The organism is Pseudomonas sp. MF09150 (genome assembly GCF_059862355.1).
Genome location: NZ_JCBCUS010000007.1, coordinates 350,071 through 370,628, shown reverse-complemented (window position 1 = coordinate 370,628; position 20,558 = coordinate 350,071). Strand labels below are relative to the sequence as shown.

Genomic DNA, 20,558 nt, shown 5'->3' with positions numbered 1-20,558 from the left:
ATGAGCATTAACGACACCACCAGCACCACCAGCAGCTTGAGTCTGAATCAGATTCTCGCGAACTCGTCGAAAAAGACCGCGACCTCAAGCGCCGACGGCATTACCTCGGCCACCAACAGCGCCACCGGTAAAAAAGCCCTGGGCAAGGATGCGTTCCTGCAACTGCTGGTGACCCAGCTGAAAAACCAGAACCCTCTGGACCCGCAGGACAACAGCGAGTTCGTGGCGCAACTGGCGCAGTTCAGCAGCCTGGAAGGCATCACCACGCTCAATGACTCGGTCACCGCGATTTCCGGCAACTACAAGTCGAGCCAGGCCCTGCAGGCCTCGTCCCTGGTCGGTCGCTCGGTGATCGTGCAGTCCGGCACTACCCAGGTCGACACCACCAAGAGCATGACCGGTTCGATCACTGTGCCGAGCAGCGTCGCGGGCGTGACCGTGACCATCACCGACAAAGACGGCAAAGTGGTGAAAACCATCGATCTGGGCAGCCAGGTTGCGGGCACCTCGAGCTTCACCTGGGACGGCACCAAGACCGACGGCACCAAGGCCGACCCGGGCAACTACACCTTCAAAGCCAGCACCACGATCGATAACACCGCGGTCGCCCTGGTCACCTACCTGCCTGCGACGGTCAATAGCGTCACCATCAGCCAGACTGGCGGTGAATTGATGTTGAACCTCGCCGGACTGAGCAGCCCGATCGCTCTGTCCAAAGTCAAAACCATTGGTATATAGAGCCGACTAACCCGGCACAAGGAGTGGAATATGTCTTTCAATATCGGCCTTAGCGGTCTCTATGCAGCCAACAAGCAGCTGGACGTTACCGGCAACAACATCGCCAACGTCGCAACCACCGGTTTCAAATCGTCGCGCGCGGAATTCGCCGACGTCTACTCGGCCACCAAGCTGGGCAGCGGCAGCAAAGTGATTGGCAACGGCGTGCGCCTGGCCAACGTTTCCCAGCAGTTCAACCAGGGTGACGTGAACAACACCGGCAACGTGCTGGACATGGGGATCCAGGGCCAGGGCTTCTTTGTCCTGAGCAACAACGGTTCGTTGACTTACACCCGTGCCGGTACCTTCAAGACCGACAAGGAAGGCTACGTCACCAACTCCGACGGCACCGCTCGCCTGCAGGGTTACGGTGTGGATGCCAATGGCAAGATCATCAACGGTGTGTTGACCGACCTGCGGATCGACACCTCGAACCTGGCGCCGAAGGCTACCACCTCGGTGTCCTCGACCATCAACCTGAACTCGACGTCCGACCCTATCGACGACACGGTAATTGGTAATCGGTTTGACCCGACGCTGTCGTCGACCTTCACCAAGCAGTTCAGCACGCCCATTTTTGATACTCAGGGCAACGAACACCGCATGGACCAGTACATGGTCAAGACGGGTGCCAACACCTGGAAGACCTACACCCTGATCGACGGTCGCAACATGGATGGCAGCCTGCCGACCAAGAACCTTTCCGCCACCGACCCAGTCGCCTCGACCATTACGTTCGATACTTCTGGCAAGTTGGTGCAGGTCAGTACTCCAAACCCGCCAGGGGCCCCAACCATCAGCAACGACCTGAAGTTGACTGGCTGGATCCCGGGTACCGTGACCAATGGCGTGTGGAAAGCCAACGGCGCCAGCTCCGGCGGCACCGTGTCGGTCTCTGTGGCCAATACCACCCAGTTCAACGCCGATACCGCCCGCTCGATCCCGGCCCAGGACGGCTACGCCACTGGCCAGATCACCAACCTGACCATCGACGGCAGCGGTGTGTTGCTGGCCAACTTCAGCAACAACCAGACCAAGCCGATCGGTCAGATTTCCCTGGCCAGCTTCACCAACGAGCAGGGCCTGCAGCCGGTAGGCGGCACCAGCTGGAAAGAAACCTTCGCGTCGGGCATCCCGGGCTACGATGCGCCACAGACCGGTACCCTGGGTTCTGTGGTGTCCAACTCCCTGGAAGAGTCCAACGTCAACCTGACCAACGAACTGGTCGAGCTGATCAAGGCGCAGAGCAACTACCAGGCGAACGCCAAGACCATCTCCACCCAGAGCACCATCATGCAGACCATCATCCAGATGACCTGATGCTGGCGGGCTGATCATTCAGCCCGACTCGCCACGAAAAGCCCTGCCGGGTCATGCCGGCAGGGCTTTTCTGTTTTGGGGCTGGGCAGGGCGCAGTGGCGAGCTGTGGTGCGACAGACAATTGTCATATTCAGCGACTACATTGCTGGCACTCGCCAACAGGGAACGTGCCCGAATGAATGTGTTTCTTGATCTCCTGCCGATGCTGTTCTGCGGCATGACCTTCGCCTGGGTGTGCCTGGGATAGCGCGGGTTCGGGCCGCTGTAGCCGCTGCCGCCAGGCTCGGGCCGCGTTCGGACGCTGGCCCTTGTTAGACGGCGTAGTTTTCCCTGATGTAATCAGTGCAGCCTCGCCAAGCTCGGCAGCGGCTACAGGCTGGGTCAGGGTTGGAACTCTACGTTCAAGGTGTGGCTGGCGCTGCGGCCCTGGTCATCGGTGACTCGCAGTTGATAGCTGGCGGACCTTTGTGGTCGCCAGGTGAGGCTGACCTGGGGTGGGCCCTGGCCGATCAGGGTCTGGTCGGCGAACCAGTACAGCCGGCGTGCGTCACTGGCGGCATTGGCGCTCAGCTGGATGTTTTCTTCCGGCCGCGACAGGCGCAGGTTGTAGGTCACCTGGGTCAGCGGCGAGCGTATTTGTGGCGCCTCGCTCTGATCGGCATTGCGCTCGGGCTGGCAGGCCTTGAGCACATTGGGCACTGCGCGCCTTGGCAACCCCGCGGCGCGGTATAGCCGGCGCACATCGCTGGGCCAGAATTCGAAGACCTCCTCGCGGGTGTACTGCGGGTCAAACGGCGGGCAGGCGGCCTTGCCGGTGCGGGTGTCGATCAGCACCGGGCGATGCAGGTTAGACACCCGGATCGGTGATACGCCGGGGATGTACCAGGTCTTGCGGGTTTGCGGGCACCAGCGGTTGGGCAGTTCGCCCGAGGCGCTGCACACCTGGATCCGCGTCAGCCCGGGCGGCGGTTTGTCGGCGCGCTCGGCGACCGTGGGCAGGGCCAGCGGCAGGGCGTCGGCGATCCTGAAAAACAGCGGCCCCGCGGTCTTGGCCCCAATGAACTGCGGGTTGGGCCGGCCGTCGAAATTGCCGACCCACACCACCAGCACATAAGGCCCTACCAGTCCGGCGCTCCAGGCGTCATGAAACCCCCAGGAGGTGCCGGTCTTCCACGCAGTGCGCCAATGCCGGCCGCGGCTGTCGGCCGGCAGCCCATCCGGACGCGGGTTGTGGCGCAGCATGTCGCGCACCATAAAGCTCGCTTGCGGGCTGAGCAGTTGCTCGCCGCTGCCGGTCGGCTGCTGGCTCAGGTAGCGCAGCGGTCGCAGGTGGCCGTCACCGGCCAGCATCAGGTACAGCCGGGCCAGTTCCTCCATGCTCATCTCGCCGCCGCCCAGGGCCAGGGCCAGGCCGTAATGCCCTGGCGCGCGTAGCCCCTTGACGCCGGAGCGTTGCAGCAGGTCGTAGAGGGTCGGGGTTTTCAGCTGGCTGGCGAGCCATACCGCCGGAATGTTGCGACTGCGGATCAACGCCTCCTGCGCGTTCAGCGGGCCGATGAAACTGCCATCGAAGTTCTCCGGCTGGAAGTAACCGAAGTTGCTCGGCATGTCCCTGAGGATGCTCATGGGGTGGATCAGCCCCTGGTCGATCGCCAGCCCATAGAGAAACGGCTTGAGGGTCGAGCCCGGCGAGCGTCGCGCCAGCACGCCGTTGACCTGGCCCTGGATCGGCAGCGAGAAATAGTCGGCTGAACCGACCAGGGCCTTGACGCTCTGGTCGCGGGTATCGAGCAGGATGGCGGCCGCATTGTCCACGCCGAGGTCGTGTTTTTCGCCGATATAACCCTGGATCAGGCGTTCCAGCAGGCGTTGCAGAGGCAGGTTGAGGGTACTTTTCAGCTCGCTGCCGGCGTGGGCGGCCAGCAGTTGTTCGCTCAGGTGCGGCGCAAGAAACGGTAATTGCTGGCGGTTGCGGGCTTCCAGGGGCAATTCCAGCAGGCTTTGATTGCGTGGGTCATCCGGATAGGCCTCGCGCCAGGCAGCCATCAGGCGCAGCCGGGCCTGTTGCAGGTCGGCGGTGAAAGCCGCGCGGCGGTTGGGTTGTTGCGGAATCACCGCCAGGGCCAGGGCTTGCGACAGCGAGAGCTGGGCTGCCGGCCTGGCGAAGTAGACACGGCTGGCCGCTTCGGCGCCTTCGATATTGCCGCCCATGGGCGCCAGGTTCAGGTAGGCCTCGAGGATGTCGTGCTTGCTGTAGCGTGCCTCCAGCCACAGGGCCAGCACCATCTGTTGCAGCTTGCCGGGAACCTGTCGGGTGTTGAGGTCATACAGCCTGCGCGCCAGCTGCATGCTCAGGGTCGAGCCGCCCTGGCGCAGCCCGCCGCTGTAGGTGGCCAGCGCAGCGCGCAACAGCGCCGGCGGGTTGACCCCGGGGTGGTAGTAGAAATTGCGGTCCTCCTTGAGCAGCAGGGCCTGCACCAGTGACGGCGAGATGCGCTCCAGAGGCAACCACAGACGGTATTGACCATCGCTGGCCAGGGTCATGCGCAGCAGTGTGCCATCCTCGGCCAGCACCACTCGCGACGAAGGCGCCGCCTGTTGCAGCGGCGCATGGGGCCACAGCCGCAGCAGCCCCAAGCCGATTGCCCCCAGCAGCAGGCCCTTGAACAGCGGTTTCAAGCGCTGTCCAAGGGGCCTGCGTTGGGACTGGGGCTCAAGGTTTGACGATTTCAAGCTGGCCTACCTTGCCACGTCCTTGCAGGGTGGTCTGGTAGAGCCCTTCGGCATACGCCGGCGGCGTGTTGAAGGTCCCGGCGTTGGTCGCGCGCACGCGGTAGACAAAGGTCGCGGCGTCGCGCAGCACGGTGCCGTAGAACACCACACGGTCATCGCGCACATCAATGTACTCCGGCTGCCAGTTGCTCAACTCGCTCTCACCGACCGGCGCTTGCCAGGATTCCTCGTCGTCATCGCCGGACGATTGCTCCTGGTCTTCATCCTCCTCGTCGCGCTGCTTGGGCTGCGGCGGCAGGCGATAGACCGGCTCGACGCCACCTGGCAACAGGTCGACCACGGCCACTTGCTGCACCTGGTCATGTTCGGTGGCTCGCAGGCGCAGGCGCACCAGGAACTCATCGCCCACGCTGACCTGGGTCACCGGCTGGCCCTTGAGGTCGAGGTAGTCATGGATCACTTCCAGGCCATTGCTCAGGGGCTGGGTGTTGGCGCCGCGATCGAAACCGGCTTCGCTGAGCATGTAGAACGCGGCAGGACCGGAGGACTTCTCCAGGAGCAGCTTTTCAGTGGCCGCCGGCACCGCACTGCGCGGTGGCTGGCCGACCATGTTCAGCAATTGCTGGGACTTGTCGTTGAGCCAGGCGCTGGCCTTGAGGTGCATGCCGCTCTCGGCGCGCTGCCCGTAGTTGTCCAGCGCCCGCAACAGCAGGGCGGCCGACAGTGAGTTGTAGCGCTGCTCGTTGAGACGCTTGCCGAGTTTATCCAGCAACTCGAGCGGCACATCGTCCACCAGGTCGGGAAAGTGTTTGCTCAGCAGGTGCAGGTGTTCGGCATCGTGCACCAGAGGGTCGTAATACAAACCGTCGCTATCCCAGCGGTCGTTCAGGGTGCGCCAGGGAAGCTTGCGGAACAGCCGATCGGCCAGGCGATCCTGTTTCAGGAGCTTATAGCTGGCCGCCAGGTAGGCCGCGCCCAGGTCGTTCTGCCAGGTATCGCGGTGATAGGTTTCGTAACGCTCGCGGATATCGCTCAGGGCACCGCTGACCAGGATCCCCTGGCGGCTCAGCAGGTAGCTGGCGTAGGCGCGGTTGCGCAATTCCTGCAGGCCTTCGCTCGGACCGTTGGCGATCTCGGTCAGGTAGGCATTGGCCCGCTCCAGCAGGTCGCCGGGCACGGCCAGGCCGCGTTCGCGGGCTTCGATCAGGAAGTCGGTGGCGTACAGGCTGGCATAGGGCGTGACCTGTGGGTTGGCCGCCCACAAGCCGAAGCCGCCGGCCTGGTTCTGCCGTTGGCGCAGTACCCGCAGCAGGCCGTCGAAGCCCTGTGTGGATGGCACGCTCGCTTGCGCATCGCGCCAGATCAGAGCCGGCATGGCTTTGGACACCAGTTGCTCAGTGCAGGCGTAGGCGTAGTCGTCCAGGTAGTGTTTCAGGCCGTCGGCCCATACCAGTGGCGACGCGGCAACACCCACCTGGACATTGCGCAACTCGCTGAACAGATTGCGGGTCGGCAGCAGTTCCTGGCTGGCGCCTTCAAAGCGGCCGAGGGTCAGGGCCACCCGGTGTTCGCTCAAGGGGCGGACCGAGGTGGTTTCCGCGACCTGGATCCGTTTGCCGTCGGGCAAGACCGCGATAAAGCGCAGGTCGGCGGAACCGAGGTTTTCCAGGACCTTGATCCGGAACTGCGCCACGCCTTCCTTGCGCGGTTGCAGTTGCAGCGTGCTCCCGGGTTCGCCTTCGACCTGCAGTCCGGCGCTGGTTTGCAGCTCGAACTTCACGGCGGTATCGACTTCCAGGTTGCTGAAGACCCCAGCGCTGACCGTGAAAATATCCCCAGGGGCGACAAAGGCCGGCACGTTCGGCGTGATCACCAGCGGGCCGCGCACTTCGCTCGCGCTCTCACTGACGCCGACGCTGTTGGCGTCCACCGCCACGGCAAACAGGTGCAGCTTGCCGTTGAAGTTGTCCGGCAGCTGGTAGTGCAGCACGCTTTCACCGGCCGGCAGGTCCACCACCCCCGACCACCAGGCCACAGGCGGCTGGTGCTTGCGCTTGAACGGGTTGAGGTGCGACGCCAGGGCACCCTCGGTGTCGCCACCCGGGGCTGCGCCACTGAGCAGGCGGCTGAACTCCGGCAGAATCAGGTCGAGGATCTGGCTGGTGCCGACTTCCAGGGCGCGTTTCTGGAAGAAGAAGCCTAGCGGGTCGGGTGCCTTGTAGCGCGCAACCTGCAGGATGCCTTCATCGACCGCATAGATCACCGCGCGGGTCGGCCGGTCGTTGCTGACCTTGATATCCAGCACTTGCCCCGGTTCGATCTGCGCCGGCCCTTCGACTTTCAGCGGCATGCGGCGCGCATCGAGGTTGATACTGAAGGGCACCACACCATAGGACAGCGGGCTCATGTAGACCTCGGACGAGCCGATGTCACGCACGAACTGCACGTTGACGTAGGCGTTGCCCTCCAGGCCCTTGGGCACCCGGATGTGCTGCACGCTGTTGGTGCTGTCGGCCTTGAACCACTGCTGGCTGTAGACCTTGTCGCGCTCGATGGTGATCAGCCCGGCGCCGGTGTAGGGCGCGCGAATGCTGATGGCGATCTCGTCGCCGCTGGCGTAGCTGCGTTTGTCGAGCCGCAGTTGCAGTTCGGCGTTGCGTTCCAGGGAACGCGAAGTGTTGCCTTTGCCAGCGACGCTGTAGTCGATCTGGTTGAGCAGGTTGCCGTTGGCATCCTTGAGTTGCAGGGTGAAGTCGCCCGGCGTCTGGGTGTCCAGCACCTGGGTCGCGCCCTGCTCGGTGAGCGTCAGCGGCGAGGCGGGTTGAGCCGTGTCCTTGAGGCGTGACTCGTACTTGTAGGTGCCATTGGCCTGCTTGACCAGCACCGACACGTAGCGGTGCTCGATCACCTGGCTGACCAGGCCTTCGACCGCACGCGGGCTCAGGTCCGGCCCGACAGCCAGCCATTGCACCTGGCGCGCCGTACCCTTGGTCACGTAGGACAGCGAGTCCTGGCTCTTCACCCCGATCAGGTAGGGCGCCGAAGACACCAGCAACGAACTTTGCGCCGCCACATTGCGCCCACCCTCGGCCTCATACACCTGGGTCAGGACCTGCAGGCGGTAGGTGCTGTTGGCAAAACGCTTGAGGTCCAGGTCGAGCACGGCCTGGCCATTGTCGTCGGCGGTGGTTTCCGCCAGGTCTTCGCTGCTGGCTTCAGTCAGCGAGTCGTTGAGGCGGAAGCGGTACTCGGGGTAACGCTCGAACCCCGCCAGTGCCGGGTTCAGCGACAAGTTGGCGGTGATCCGCCGCCCTGCGGCCGGCGCGCCGAACAGGTGCAGCGCAGTGACCTTGGCCTCGACCTGATCCGGCGCGATCCAACCGGCGACCGGGGTGTCGTGCAGGCTCAGGCTGACCTTCAGGCGGTCCGGCTCGAAGTCGCGGACCTTGAAATTGACACTGCCCAGGTGGGTACGCAGTTGTTTGTCGCCAATCAGTTGCAGGGTCGCGGTGTAATCGCCGGCCGGCGCCACGTCGCTGCTGGCAAAGTCGTAGCTTTCAAAACCGCTGGAGGACAGCTTCAGGGGCTCGCGCACCACCGTCAGGCCCCGTGGGTCGGTGATCAGCAGTTCGACCGGCAGGCCCTGCAAGGCACCTTTCCAGTCGCCGCTGCGCACGATCATGCCCAGGTGTGCGGTCTCGCCCGGGCGGTACAAGCCCCGGTCGCTGAACAGGTAGGCGCTCAGGCGGTTGCTGGTGCCGTCTTCCTGCAGGCCGCCGACGTCGAAGCGCGACAGGTCCAACTGTTGCGACTGGCGGGCGATCGGCAGGAATGACTGATCGTTGCCGCGGGTCACCACATACATCAGCGGGGTTTTCTCGCGTCGCAGCTCGTCGAGCTTGGCGAAGTGCGCGTGACCCTGGGCGTCGGTCTTGCCGCTGCTGACCGGCAAACCGTTGCGTCCGATGATCTCGACCTGGGCCTCGGCCACCGGCAGGCCGCTGCCGATGGATTGCACGTACAGGTCATGGCTGCCGTCGCTGGAGCGCTTGGCAATGATGCCAAGGTCCGTGACCACGATAAAACGCAGGTCATTGGTCGCGCTTTGCGAGTAACCGTCGAAGGTGCGCTGGCTCGGTTGGTCCTGGGCGCTGAGCTTGAGCACGAAGATCCCGCGGCGACCGCCGTTGGCGCTGAGATAGCTGCCAAGGTCGACGTTGTCGTATTGGGTCTTGGACGGATCGCTGGCGGACAGCGGGATGTCCAGGGACTGGCGCTCGACCATGCGGTCGAAATAGTCATTGGCAAAGTTGGGGCGGGCAAAGCTGCCGCTGCTCTGGTCGACCAGGTGTTGCAGCTGGTTGGGCAGGACGCGGGCGATCTCTACGTGGGCGCCGGGCACGCCACGGGCCATGAAACCTACGCGTTTTTCACCGGTGAGGCTGAGCAGGGCACCGTCGGACACAAAACGCAGGGTGCGCGGGTAGGCCGGCATGCTCAGCAATGAGGTTGTAGGGTTTTTCGCCAGGTAGCCGCCAATCGCCTCGATCCGCGCCGGGATTTGCACATAGAGGGTGCGCCCCGCGGGTGCCTTGAACTTGAAGGCGTGCTCGGTATTGAGCGGCTCGACACTGGGTACATGGCTGAGCTTGATCGGTTGCGAGCGGGCCAGCAGGGCTTCGTCGATGTCCTTGGCGTACCAGGGGGCGAGGTCGTCCTGGTTTTTTTCCGGCAGCAGCCAGGCCTGGACCTTGCCGGCAATCGCCTCGTCGGCCACGGCGCTGGAGCTGGTGAACATCAGCACCGGCTCGGGTTCGCCGCGATCATTGTCGGCGAAGTTGATTTCGCTGTTGCTGAAGGTCAGCCGATAGCGACCGGGCACCGTCACCAGGCGGGTTTGCGAGGAAGGGGTGGCGTTGCCGCCCAGTTGAGACTTGACCCCTTCGCCGAGGGTCAGACTGATCTGGTTGGTTTCCAGTGGCGTGGCCAACGCCGCAGAGCGGATATAGGCCTGCAGCTTGAAGGTGTCGAAGCTGATCTCGGGCTGATTCGCGGCTTTTGGGTCGCGGTATTGCAGGCCGGTGCCGAGGGAGAACTTGATTCGTTTGCGCACGCTCTCTTCATCCACGGGGTGGGTGAACCTGAAGGTGGCGACCTGCTGTTTCAGGCTGGCGTCGACCAGGTCCTGATACAGCTCGTTCTGAACCAGGGTGGCGCTGAATGCGGGGGTGGAAAATGTGTTGCTGTACTGACTCAACAGCACGCCATCGGCCAGCAGCTTTTTCTTGGCCAGCTCGACGCTGTATTTGGCGTCGATCGGCCAGTCCTGGTCCGGGGTGAATTGCAGGGTGCGGTCCTCGACCCAGCGCCAGCTGCCGGCGACTGCCGGGCTCAGGGTGATGCCTTCGGTCACGGGTTGATTGATGGCTTCAAGGGGCGCCACCGATTCATTGAAGCGGATACGCAGGGTGTCGATCAGCAGCGGCTGCCGGGTGTAGTCGGTCAGGCTGGGGCCCTGCACGCTGTAATGCACGGTGTGCGGTTGCGGCAGGTTGGAGTACCAGTGCCAGCCATACAGGCCGCCGGCACTCAGCACGGCGAGGGTCGCGATGCCGGCAGCAAATTGCCGTGGGTAGGCCTGGACCTTGCGCCCGATGGCGGTCAGGCCTCGTCCCAGTGCAGGGATCAGTTTGCGCAGCCAATAGGGCGGGCGCCATTGGCCAAGAAGGCTTTGCGCCAGCCACAGGGTCAGCCCGAACAACAGGCGTGCCACGGTTGATAAAACGCCGAAAAGGCGGCGCGCTGCGTCCCTGCACCTGGCAAACATTGCAAAAAATCCCTGAAGTTGAATGGCGCGCCATCTTACACCTGAACACCCGCCACAAACCGTGGTTTAAGCGGTTGTCACCGGTAAATTGCAAGCAAAAGAAAACCCCCGATAAACCAGAGGTCTATCGGGGGTTCGGTTCAAGCGCCTGGCGGCGCTCAAAGGTTCAGCTTACTGGCAGGCTTCGCAATCCGGCTCGTCGATGGCGCAAGCCTTCGGCACTGGAGCGGGACCTGCTGGAGCGGCCAGGACCGAGTCATCACCGTGGTTGCCGCTGGAAACAGCGTTCAACTTGCTGGTGCTGATGGTGGACTTCTCGGTGCTGGTCGCGGCCAGGGCACGGAGGTAGTAAGTGGTTTTCAGGCCACGGTACCAAGCCATGCGGTAGGTCACGTCGAGCTTCTTGCCCGAAGCGCCGGCGATGTACAGGTTCAGGGACTGAGCCTGGTCGATCCACTTCTGACGACGGCTGGCGGCGTCAACGATCCACTTGGTGTCCACTTCGAAGGCCGTCGCGTAGAGCTCTTTGAGTTCTTGCGGGATGCGCTCGATCTGCTGCACCGAACCGTCGTAGTACTTCAGGTCGTTGATCATGACCGAGTCCCACAGGCCGCGGGCTTTCAGGTCGCGAACCAGGTACGGGTTGATCACGGTGAATTCGCCCGACAGGTTCGATTTCACATACAGGTTCTGGTAGGTCGGTTCGATCGACTGCGATACGCCGGTGATGTTGGCGATGGTGGCGGTCGGTGCGATGGCCATGATGTTGGAGTTGCGAATGCCTTTCTGCACACGGGCGCGAACCGGTGCCCAGTCCAGGGATTCGTTGAGGTCGACATCGATGTACTTCTGGCCACGTTGCTCGATCAGGATCTGTTGCGAATCCAGCGGCAGGATGCCCTTGGACCACAGCGAACCCTGGAACGTCTCGTAGGCGCCACGCTCGTCGGCCAGGTCGCAGGAAGCCTGGATCGCGTAGTAGCTGACCGCTTCCATGGACTTGTCGGCGAACTCGACCGCAGCATCCGAACCGTAAGGAATGTGCTGCAGGTACAGCGCGTCCTGGAAGCCCATGATGCCCAGGCCCACTGGACGGTGCTTGAAGTTGGAGTTCTGCGCCTGTGGCACCGAGTAGTAGTTGATGTCGATCACGTTATCGAGCATGCGTACGGCGGTGTTCACGGTGCGTGCCAGCTTGGCGGTGTCCAGCTTGCCGTTGGTGATGTGGTTCGGCAGGTTGATCGAGCCCAGGTTGCAAACGGCGATCTCGTCCTTGTTGGTGTTCAAGGTGATCTCGGTGCACAGGTTCGAGCTGTGGACCACGCCCACGTGCTGCTGCGGGCTGCGCAGGTTGCACGGGTCCTTGAAGGTCAGCCATGGGTGGCCGGTTTCAAACAACATGGACAGCATTTTGCGCCACAGGTCTTTGGCCTGGATGGTCTTGAACAGCTTGATCTTGCCTGGGTACTGGGACAGGGCTTCGTAGTACTCGTAACGCTCTTCGAAGGCCTTGCCGGTCAGGTCGTGCAGGTCCGGCACTTCGGACGGCGAGAACAGGGTCCACGGGCCATCATCGAAGACGCGCTTCATGAACAGGTCAGGGATCCAGTTGGCGGTGTTCATGTCGTGGGTACGACGACGGTCATCACCGGTGTTCTTGCGCAGCTCGATGAACTCTTCGATGTCCATGTGCCAGGTTTCCAGGTAGGCACAGACAGCGCCTTTGCGCTTGCCACCCTGGTTTACGGCAACGGCGGTGTCGTTCACTACTTTGAGGAACGGAACCACGCCTTGGGATTTGCCGTTGGTGCCCTTGATGTACGAACCCAGTGCGCGCACCGGAGTCCAGTCGTTGCCCAGGCCACCGGCGAATTTAGACAGCATGGCGTTGTCGTGGATCGCGTGGTAGATGCCCGACAGGTCGTCCGGCACGGTGGTCAGGTAGCAGCTCGACAGCTGTGGACGCAGGGTGCCGGCGTTGAACAGGGTCGGGGTCGAAGCCATGTAGTCGAAGGACGACAACAGGTTGTAGAACTCGATGGCGCGGTCTTCGCGTTGTTTCTCTTCGATCGCCAGGCCCATGGCCACGCGCATGAAGAAGATCTGCGGCAGTTCGAAACGCACGCCATCCTTGTGGATGAAGTAACGGTCGTACAGGGTTTGCAGGCCCAGGTAGGTGAACTGCTGGTCGCGCTCGTGGTTGATGGCCTTGCCGAGTTTTTCCAGGTCGAACTCGGCCAGGACCGGGTTCAGCAATTCAAATTGAATGCCCTTGGCGATGTAGGAAGGCAGTGCCTTGGCATACAGGTCGACCATCTCGTGGTGAGTGGCGCTTTCGGCTACTTCGAGGAAGCTCAGGCCTTCGGCACGCAGGGTGTCCATCAGCAGGCGAGCGGTCACGAAGGAGTAGTTCGGCTCACGCTCGACCAGGGTACGGGCGGTCATCACCAGGGCGGTGTTGACGTCCTTGAGGGCCACGCCGTCGTAGAGGTTCTTCAGGGTTTCGCGCTGGATCAGGTCGCCGTCGACTTCTTCCAGGCCTTCGCAGGCTTCGCTGACGATGGTGTTCAGGCGGCCCATGTCGAGCGGCGCCATGCTGCCATCGGCACGGGTGATGCGGATCGATGGGTGAGCCTGCACCGGCTCTTCGCTGGTGGAACGCACGGCGCGCTCTTTGGCGCGCGAGTCGCGGTAGATCACATAGTCGCGGGCCACTTTCTGCTCGCCGGCACGCATCAGGGCCAGTTCGACCTGGTCCTGGATTTCTTCGATGTGGATGGTGCCGCCCGATGGCATGCGGCGCTTGAAGGTCGCGGTGACCTGTTCGGTCAGGCGGGCCACGGTGTCGTGGATTCGCGACGAAGCGGCAGCATTGCCGCCTTCAACTGCAAGAAACGCTTTGGTGATAGCGACGGTGATTTTGTCATCGGTGTAAGGAACGACAGTGCCGTTACGCTTGATCACGCGCAGTTGGCCGGGCGCGGTGGCGGACAGATCCAGATTTGAATCAGCGGCCTGCGGCGCGGTGCCCTGCGGGTTCTCGCGAGTTGTGTCGGTTTGCATGGGTGTCTCCACGTTCTCTATGTTTGTTTGGGCACCATCACGGTGCCCACCGTTCCGTCCTGAAGCACTACAACCGGCATGGGCCGGGCATAACCACTTCGGGACAGTTCAGGAAGGGGGCTGTTGGCGCCGCTTCCATGCCGAAGTCTTGGGTCCCGAGCTTTTGGCTCAAGCACCTGTTCCTGATGGATGACAGTCTGTGACTGCAACACCCGTACCGTTTTCCCCTGTGGCAGGTTGGAAAACAGTAGCCATCCGCACGCGCGGTCTTGGTCTTCTAAAAAAGCGATTGGTTCACCAAACTTGGGCAAGAAAAGGGCTTGAGTTTCTTGTCTGATTTGTGTTTGGTTTTTTGCGCAAAACCCTAGATGTAGGGTTTTTTTTGCGCCGGGCTACAAGATAATGCGTTTTTGGGGGTGAATGCAATGTACAGCCTGTGGATAAGGGTGTGCGTAAATTGTGTATGAAAGCCGCAAACCTCATGCAGGCCGCAGTAGGCCTGGATCAAACCGTTTGTCACTGTTTTTTACCGCCGGAAACTGTCCTGGGCGGATTTTTGCGGGCGCGAACCCTATCACAAAAAAGGCCGCTGTCCGAACCGATTTGCCTCCTTGTGTTCACCTGCCTGGCCATTGCTACAATCGGCCGCGCTTTAAGCAGTCTTATCCACCTCAAACATTACAAAAAGACGGGTGGATCCTTCCTGAATATGTTCTTGGCAAGAAGAGGTCACCCGTGGAGCAAGAAGCCTGGCAGGTATTGATTGTTGAGGACGACCAGCGTCTGGCCGAGTTGACCCGTGAGTACCTGGAGAGCAATGGCCTGCAGGTGGCCATAGAAGGCAACGGTGCGCTGGCGGCGGCGCGGATCATCAATGAGCAGCCGGATCTGGTGATTCTCGACCTGATGCTGCCCGGCGAAGACGGCTTGAGCATCTGCCGCAAGGTGCGCCACCGCTATGACGGGCCGATCCTGATGCTCACCGCGCGTTCCGACGATATGGACCAGGTCATGGGCCTGGACCTGGGCGCCGACGATTATGTCTGCAAACCCGTGCGCCCGCGGCTGCTGCTGGCGCGGATCCAGGCCCTGCTGCGGCGCAGCGAGGCGCCGGAAGCGGCGGTCCCGGAGAAGCAGCGACGCCTGCAGTTCGGCCCGCTGGTGGTCGACAGTGCGCTGCGCGAAGCCTGGCTGAACGAGGCGGGGATCGAATTGACCAGTGCCGAGTTCGACCTGCTCTGGCTATTGGTGGCCAACGCCGGGCGCATTCTGTCCCGCGAAGAAATCTTCACCGCCCTGCGTGGCATCGGCTACGACGGCCAGGACCGCTCGATCGATGTGCGCATCTCGCGCATTCGCCCCAAGATCGGCGACGACCCGGAGCACCCGCGCCTGATCAAGACCATCCGCAGCAAGGGCTACCTGTTTGTCCCTGAAGCCGCCGCCGATATGCCGCTGTGAACTCGATCTTCCTGCGGATCTACGGCGGCATGTGCGCCGCCCTGATCCTGGTGGCGCTGCTTGGCGTGCTGGCCCTGCACCTGCTTAATAATGTGCGCAGCGAGCAGTATCGCGAGCGCCTGGCCCATGGCACGTTTTCGCTGATGGCCGACAACTTGCAGCCGATGAGCGAGATCGAGCGTCGGCGCGTCCTGGCGTTGTGGGAGCGTCTCCTGGGGATTCCCCTGGCCTTGCAGACATTCGCCCAGACCAGCCTCGACAGCGGCCAGCGCAGCCGCGTGCTGCGGGGCCAGGCCCTGGTGGAGCAGACCGGGCCACACGCGGCGCGGGTCTACCGGTTGGTCAGCGACAAGGAACAACTGCTGCTGACCGGCGAGGTGCAGCAGATCAGCGAGCAATTGGCGCGCGCGACTATCTACCTGCTGGCCGACGAACTGGTGCGCTACCCGGTCGCTGAGCAACCGCAACGCCTGGCGGACTTGAAGGAAGCCAAGGGTTTTGGTTTCGATATGCACCTGGTGATCCTTGAACAGGCTGACATGGACGAAGACCAGCGCCGCCGCGTCGCCGAGGGCGATACCGTGATGGCGTTGGGCAAGGGGGGCGATTCGATCCGGGTGTTTGCCGGCATGGTTGGCACGCCCTGGGTCCTGGAAATCGGCCCGCTGTATCAGATGAACCCCTATCCGCCCGAATGGCTGGTGCTGATCGCCGTACTGGGGCTGAGCCTGATTGGCTTGATCGTCTATCTCCTGGTGCGTCAGCTGGAGCGGCGCCTGCGCGGGCTGGAGTCAGCGGCGACGCGCATCGCCAAGGGCAGCCTGGAAACCCGGGTTCCCGCCCGCGGTGCCGACTCGATCGGGCGCCTGGCTGCCGCGTTCAACGGCATGGCCGAGCACTTGCAACGTCTGCTGGCGATCCAGCGTGAGCTGGTGCGGGCGGTGTCCCACGAGTTGCGCACGCCGGTGGCACGCCTGCGCTTTGGCTTGGAAATGATCGGTTCTGCCACCACCCCTGTGGCACGGGAAAAGTACATGGAGGGCATGGACAGCGATATCCAGGACCTGGACCGCCTGGTGGATGAGATGCTCACGTATGCGCGCCTGGAGCAGGGTTCGCCGGCGCTGAACTTCCAGCGCATCGACCTTGATGCCCTGGTCAGCCAGGTGATCAGCGAACTGGCGCCGCTGCGGGCCGAGGTCAAGGTCCAGCGCGGGTTGTGCCTGTCGGCCGCCAATTGTGATGACGCCTGGGTCGAGGCCGAGCCGCGCTACCTGCATCGGGCCTTGCAGAACCTGGTGAGCAACGCCATGCGCCACGCTGAATCCCAGGTGACCATCAGCTATCAGGTCGGGCAGGTGCGGTGTCGGGTGGACGTTGAAGACGATGGCCCCGGGGTTCCGGAAAGCGCCTGGGAGCGGATTTTTACCCCCTTTCTGCGGCTGGACGACAGTCGTACCCGGGCCTCCGGTGGGCATGGCTTGGGCCTGTCGATTGTGCGGCGGATCATTCACTGGCACGACGGCCGCGCGCTGATCGGGCGCAGCAAGAGCCTGGGCGGCGCCTGTTTCAGCCTGAGCTGGCCACGCCATCAAGAAGAGAAGCCCTGAAGCTGCAGACCTCAGGCCCGGGGTTCGGGGCTTGTGGGCGTCTCAACCGGGAATGCTGACCAGGCTCAGCAACTGCCCATCCTGCAGCGCAAACTGCGCGTCCAGTTGCGTGCCGTTGCGCCACTCGCTGGACAGGTCTTGCAACAGACGCAGGCGCACCTGGCCGGCCTCGGTCCACTCCAGCACTTCGGCATGTTCGAAATAGAAGCGCTGCTGGACGATCGGGTACAGCGCCTTGAACAGGCTTTCCTTCACTGAAAAGGTCAGGGTCACCCACAGCGCCAGATGCTCGCTGGGGCCGGCGGCCATGCGCTGCAATTCCGGCGCGGTAAGGATCTCGCCCGCCAGGCGCCGTGCACGCTCGGCATCCAGCAGGTTCTCCAGGTCCATGCCCAGGCCGCGCCAGTGCTCCTTGCGCGCCACGATGGCCGCTGCCCGGCCGGTGCTGTGGGTGATCGAGCCGCAGATGTGGGCTGGCCATACCGGTGCCCGGTCGTCCCCGATGGGCGGGGTGCAGTCCAGACCTTCCAGGCGTTGCAGGGCGGCGCGGGCACACAGGCGCCCGGCAAGGAACTCGGCCTGGCGCTTGGCGACCGAGCGCTGAATGCTCGCCGGCGGCTCGATGGCGCAGCGCTGGAAGTCGTCCGCCGCCAGTTGCGCGGGATTGAAGTGGGTGCTGAGCAGGACGCTATTGGCCAGCGCCTGGGGCAGCGGCCAGTGGGCGTCGAGTGGGGTGCAGCAGGCGGGCAGTGCGGGGAGAGAATTCATGCCCGGCATTTTGCCGGGTTGCGCGGTTGCGGGGTAGCCCCGGGGGTTGAGGGCTCCTTTGTAAGCTGCGGCGCCCGTGTGGCGTCTGATGACTCATTGCCGCTGTTTTGCGAAAAATAGCTGAAAAAACAGCAGGGTGGATTCGGTTCAGGCCAGGTTCAGAGTGTGTTCAGGGGGAGTTCAGGGGGCGGTGGTTAACCTAGCTCCGTACCCAAAAAGCACATAGCGAATGAGGAAATTCCCTAATGACTTCTATCAAAAAGATGATCCTGGCCTTCACTGTTCTCGGCGCCAGCGCCGCTGCCCAAGCCGCTGACAGCAACTTCGCCGGTCTGAGCTACGGCCTCACCAGCGACAAGGTCAGCAAGTCCAGCCTGCTCAACAACAACCTCGGCCACCCGGACTCCGATGGTGTGATTGCCAAGGACAGCACCTTCGGTGTGCGCTTCGGCCAGTTGAATGACCAGGCCCGCTACTACGCCACTTATGAATATGTTTCGGGCTCGCACAATGGCATTAAACTGCGTCAGCAAAATCTGCTGGGCAGCTACGATATGTTCCTGCCAGTGACCAGCAGCACCAAATTGTTCGGTGGTGCCACCGCCGGCCTGGTCAAAATGACCCAGGAATCGCCAGGCTTCAGCCGTGACAGCGACATCGGTTATGCGGTCGGCGTACAGGCCGGTGTGCTGCAGCAAGTTTCGCAGAACACCTCGGTTGAGCTGGGTTATCGTTACCTGCGCAGCAACGCCAGCACCGAAATGAGCGAGCGCGGCGGCAGCAAGCAGGGTTCGCTGAGCCTGGACAGCAGCGCCCAGACCTACCTGTCGGCCAACTACGCGTTCTGACACGTACCTTGGTTTTGACTGACGCCGGATCTGGCCCAAAGGCAGATCCGGCGTTGCCGTATGAGTAATCAGGGGGCCTGAACGCCCTTTGGAGTTGTGGAAATTTTGCCTGGGAGAGCTTTATGAAACTGCTGGTCGTTGAGGATGAGGCGCTGCTGCGCCATCACCTGCAAACCCGGCTCACGGACAGTGGTCATGTGGTCGAATCCGTGGCCAACGCCGAAGAGGCGCTGTATCAGAGCGAGCAGTTCAATCACGATCTGGCGGTGATCGACCTGGGGCTGCCGGGCATGGGTGGCCTGGACCTGATTCGCCAGTTACGCGCCCGTGGCAAGACGTTCCCGATCCTGATCCTGACCGCTCGCGGCAACTGGCAGGACAAGGTCGAAGGGCTGGCAGCCGGCGCAGACGACTACGTGGTCAAGCCCTTCCAGTTCGAAGAGCTGGATGCGCGCCTGAACGCATTGCTGCGCCGTTCCAGTGGCTTTACCCAGTCGACCATCATCGCCGGGCCGCTGCTGCTCGACCTCAATCGCAAACAGGCATCCCTGGATGAGCAGCCGCTGGCGCTGACCGCCTATGAATACCGGATTCTCGAATACCTGATGCGTCATCACCAGCAGGTGGTGGCCAAGGATCGGTTGATGGAGCAGTTGTACCCGGACGACGACGAGCGCGATCCAAACGTGATCGAAGTGCTGGTTGGGCGCTTGCGGCGCAAGCTGGAGGCGCCGTCGGGCTTCAAGCCGATCGAGACCGTGCGTGGCCTGGGCTACTTGTTCAATGAGCGCTGCCGATGATTCGATCGCTGCGCTTGCGCCTGATGCTGGCTGCCACCACCCTGGCGGTGCTGTTCATGCTGGCATTGCTGCCGGCCATGCAAGGCGCGTTCAGCCTGGCGCTGCAGGACTCCATCGAGCAGCGCCTGGCCTCCGACGTGACCACCTTGATCTCGGCGGCGCGGGTCGAAGGCAATCACCTGCAGATGCCGATGCAATTGCCGGATGAGCGTTTCAACCTCACCGACAGCCGTTTGCTCGGCTACATCTATGATCGCGAAGGGCACCTGGTGTGGCGCTCGAAAGCGACCCAGGAAGAGAGCATCAACTACAAGCCGCGCTATGACGGGCGTGGCAACGAATTCGCCAGAATCCGTGAAGCCGATGGCCAGGAGTTCTTCGTCTACGACGTCGAGGTCAAGCTGCTGGGCGGTAAAAGTGCGGCTTTCAGTATCGTCGCCTTGCAGCCGGTGCGTGAGTACCAGCTGACCCTGGAAGGCGTGCGGGAAAACCTCTACCTGGGTTTCGGCGCGGCGTTGCTGGTGTTGCTGGCATTGCTCTGGCTCGGCCTGACCTGGGGCCTGCAGGCCTTGCGCCGCTTGAGCCAGGAGCTGGACCAGATCGAAAGCGGCACCCGCGAAAGCCTCAGCGAAGAACACCCGCGCGAGCTGCTGCGGCTCACCGGCTCGTTGAACCGTCTGCTGCACAGCGAGCGCGAGCAGCGCAGCCGATACCGCGACTCGCTGGATGACCTGGCCCACAGCCTGAAAACCCCGCTGGCGGTACTGCAGGGGGTCAGTGAAGACATGGCCCAGCGTCCCCAGGACCGCGACCAGGCCTGGGTCCTGCAAAGCCAGATCGAGCGCATGAGCCAGCAGATCAGCTATCAGCTACAGCGCGCCAGCCTGCGTAAAAGCGGCCTGGTGCGGCACCAGGTCAGGTTGCGTCCGGTGCTTAAGAGCCTGTGCGACACCCTGGACAAGGTGTACCGCGACAAGCAGGTACGGGTCTCTTTTGACCTGCCGGAGCAGTGTTATGTGCCGATCGAGCACGGTGCCCTGCTGGAAATGCTCGGCAACCTGCTGGAGAACGCCTACCGCCTGTGCCTGAGCCAGGTGCGCATCAGCGTGCGCGAAACCCTCGACGGGGCCGAACTCTGTGTCGAGGATGATGGCCCCGGCGTACCACCGGACCAGCGTGCGCGGATTTTGCAACGTGGCGAACGCCTGGACCGCCAGCATCCGGGGCAGGGGATTGGCCTGGCGGTGGTCAAGGACATCATCGACAGCTACGGCGCGCAGCTGACGCTGGGGGATTCCTCCCTGGGGGGCGCGGCATTCCGGATTCACTTCCCGATTATTTGAAGTCGTGG

At 62.8% G+C, this 20,558-nt stretch carries 11 protein-coding genes; 7 read left to right on the top strand and 4 right to left on the bottom strand.

The genetic code is table 11. The features are described 5' to 3' along the window. Entirely contained in the window at positions 1-738 is a 738-nt protein-coding gene (flgD, locus tag AC19YX_RS25380; RefSeq protein ID WP_500607283.1) for a flagellar hook assembly protein FlgD, read from the top strand. A 30-nt stretch (positions 739-768) separates the two neighbouring features. Continuing rightward, positions 769-2,097, top strand: a complete 1,329-nt coding sequence (gene flgE / locus AC19YX_RS25375) for a flagellar hook protein FlgE (protein WP_500607282.1) — start codon at positions 769-771, stop codon at positions 2,095-2,097. Positions 2,098-2,478: 381 nt separating this feature from the next. Here flgE and pbpC read toward each other — a convergent pair whose 3' ends face one another. The 3 genes from pbpC to AC19YX_RS25360 form a co-directional block, all read right to left on the bottom strand. Continuing rightward, a complete protein-coding gene (pbpC, locus tag AC19YX_RS25370) occupies positions 2,479-4,776 on the bottom strand; it encodes a penicillin-binding protein 1C (protein ID WP_500607281.1) in 2,298 nt (765 codons plus the stop codon). A gap of 34 nt (positions 4,777-4,810) precedes the next feature. After that, complete coding sequence (locus AC19YX_RS25365) at positions 4,811-10,657, bottom strand: alpha-2-macroglobulin (RefSeq protein WP_500607280.1); 5,847 nt, start codon at positions 10,655-10,657, stop codon at positions 4,811-4,813. A 171-nt stretch (positions 10,658-10,828) separates the two neighbouring features. After that, positions 10,829-13,720 carry a ribonucleoside-diphosphate reductase subunit alpha gene (locus AC19YX_RS25360; RefSeq protein ID WP_020295649.1) on the bottom strand — a complete coding sequence of 964 codons (2,892 nt, stop codon included), beginning with the start codon at positions 13,718-13,720 and terminating at the stop codon, positions 10,829-10,831. Positions 13,721-14,455: 735 nt separating this feature from the next. On the opposite strand from AC19YX_RS25360, the gene AC19YX_RS25355 reads away from it, so the two are divergent. Continuing rightward, a complete protein-coding gene (locus tag AC19YX_RS25355) occupies positions 14,456-15,181 on the top strand; it encodes a response regulator (RefSeq protein ID WP_020295648.1) in 726 nt (241 codons plus the stop codon). Continuing rightward, complete coding sequence (locus tag AC19YX_RS25350) at positions 15,178-16,791, top strand: ATP-binding protein (RefSeq protein WP_078470830.1); 1,614 nt, start codon at positions 15,178-15,180, stop codon at positions 16,789-16,791. Before AC19YX_RS25355 ends, AC19YX_RS25350 begins: the two co-directional genes overlap by 4 nt. A gap of 42 nt (positions 16,792-16,833) precedes the next feature. Here the strand turns inward: AC19YX_RS25350 and AC19YX_RS25345 are convergent, their stop codons facing one another. Next, positions 16,834-17,559, bottom strand: a complete 726-nt coding sequence (locus AC19YX_RS25345) for a 4'-phosphopantetheinyl transferase family protein (protein ID WP_078470829.1) — start codon at positions 17,557-17,559, stop codon at positions 16,834-16,836. A 245-nt stretch (positions 17,560-17,804) separates the two neighbouring features. Here AC19YX_RS25345 and AC19YX_RS25340 point away from each other — a divergent pair, with 245 nt between their 5' ends. The 3 genes from AC19YX_RS25340 (at position 17,805) to AC19YX_RS25330 (ending at position 20,550) form a co-directional block, all read left to right on the top strand. After that, positions 17,805-18,407: a hypothetical protein gene (locus tag AC19YX_RS25340; RefSeq protein ID WP_500607279.1), complete on the top strand. Its 603-nt coding sequence runs from the start codon at positions 17,805-17,807 to the stop codon at positions 18,405-18,407. A gap of 122 nt (positions 18,408-18,529) precedes the next feature. Continuing rightward, complete coding sequence (locus AC19YX_RS25335) at positions 18,530-19,207, top strand: response regulator (protein ID WP_020295644.1); 678 nt, start codon at positions 18,530-18,532, stop codon at positions 19,205-19,207. Further along, entirely contained in the window at positions 19,204-20,550 is a 1,347-nt protein-coding gene (locus AC19YX_RS25330; RefSeq protein ID WP_078470828.1) for an ATP-binding protein, read from the top strand. The genes AC19YX_RS25335 and AC19YX_RS25330 overlap by 4 nt, the downstream gene beginning before the upstream one ends. The last annotated feature ends 8 nt before the right edge of the window (positions 20,551-20,558 follow it).

What these genes read in the sequence shown, in the direction of transcription:
- AC19YX_RS25330 (WP_078470828.1), top strand. Translation starts at nt 19,204, where the DNA reads ATGATTCGATCGCTGCGCTTGCGCCTGATGCTGGCTGCCACCACCCTG.
- AC19YX_RS25360 (WP_020295649.1), bottom strand. Translation starts at nt 13,720, where the DNA reads ATGCAAACCGACACAACTCGCGAGAACCCGCAGGGCACCGCGCCGCAG.
- flgE (WP_500607282.1), top strand. Translation starts at nt 769, where the DNA reads ATGTCTTTCAATATCGGCCTTAGCGGTCTCTATGCAGCCAACAAGCAG.
- flgD (WP_500607283.1), top strand. Translation starts at nt 1, where the DNA reads ATGAGCATTAACGACACCACCAGCACCACCAGCAGCTTGAGTCTGAAT.
- AC19YX_RS25335 (WP_020295644.1), top strand. Translation starts at nt 18,530, where the DNA reads ATGAAACTGCTGGTCGTTGAGGATGAGGCGCTGCTGCGCCATCACCTG.
- AC19YX_RS25340 (WP_500607279.1), top strand. Translation starts at nt 17,805, where the DNA reads ATGACTTCTATCAAAAAGATGATCCTGGCCTTCACTGTTCTCGGCGCC.
- AC19YX_RS25345 (WP_078470829.1), bottom strand. Translation starts at nt 17,559, where the DNA reads ATGAATTCTCTCCCCGCACTGCCCGCCTGCTGCACCCCACTCGACGCC.
- AC19YX_RS25365 (WP_500607280.1), bottom strand. Translation starts at nt 10,657, where the DNA reads ATGTTTGCCAGGTGCAGGGACGCAGCGCGCCGCCTTTTCGGCGTTTTA.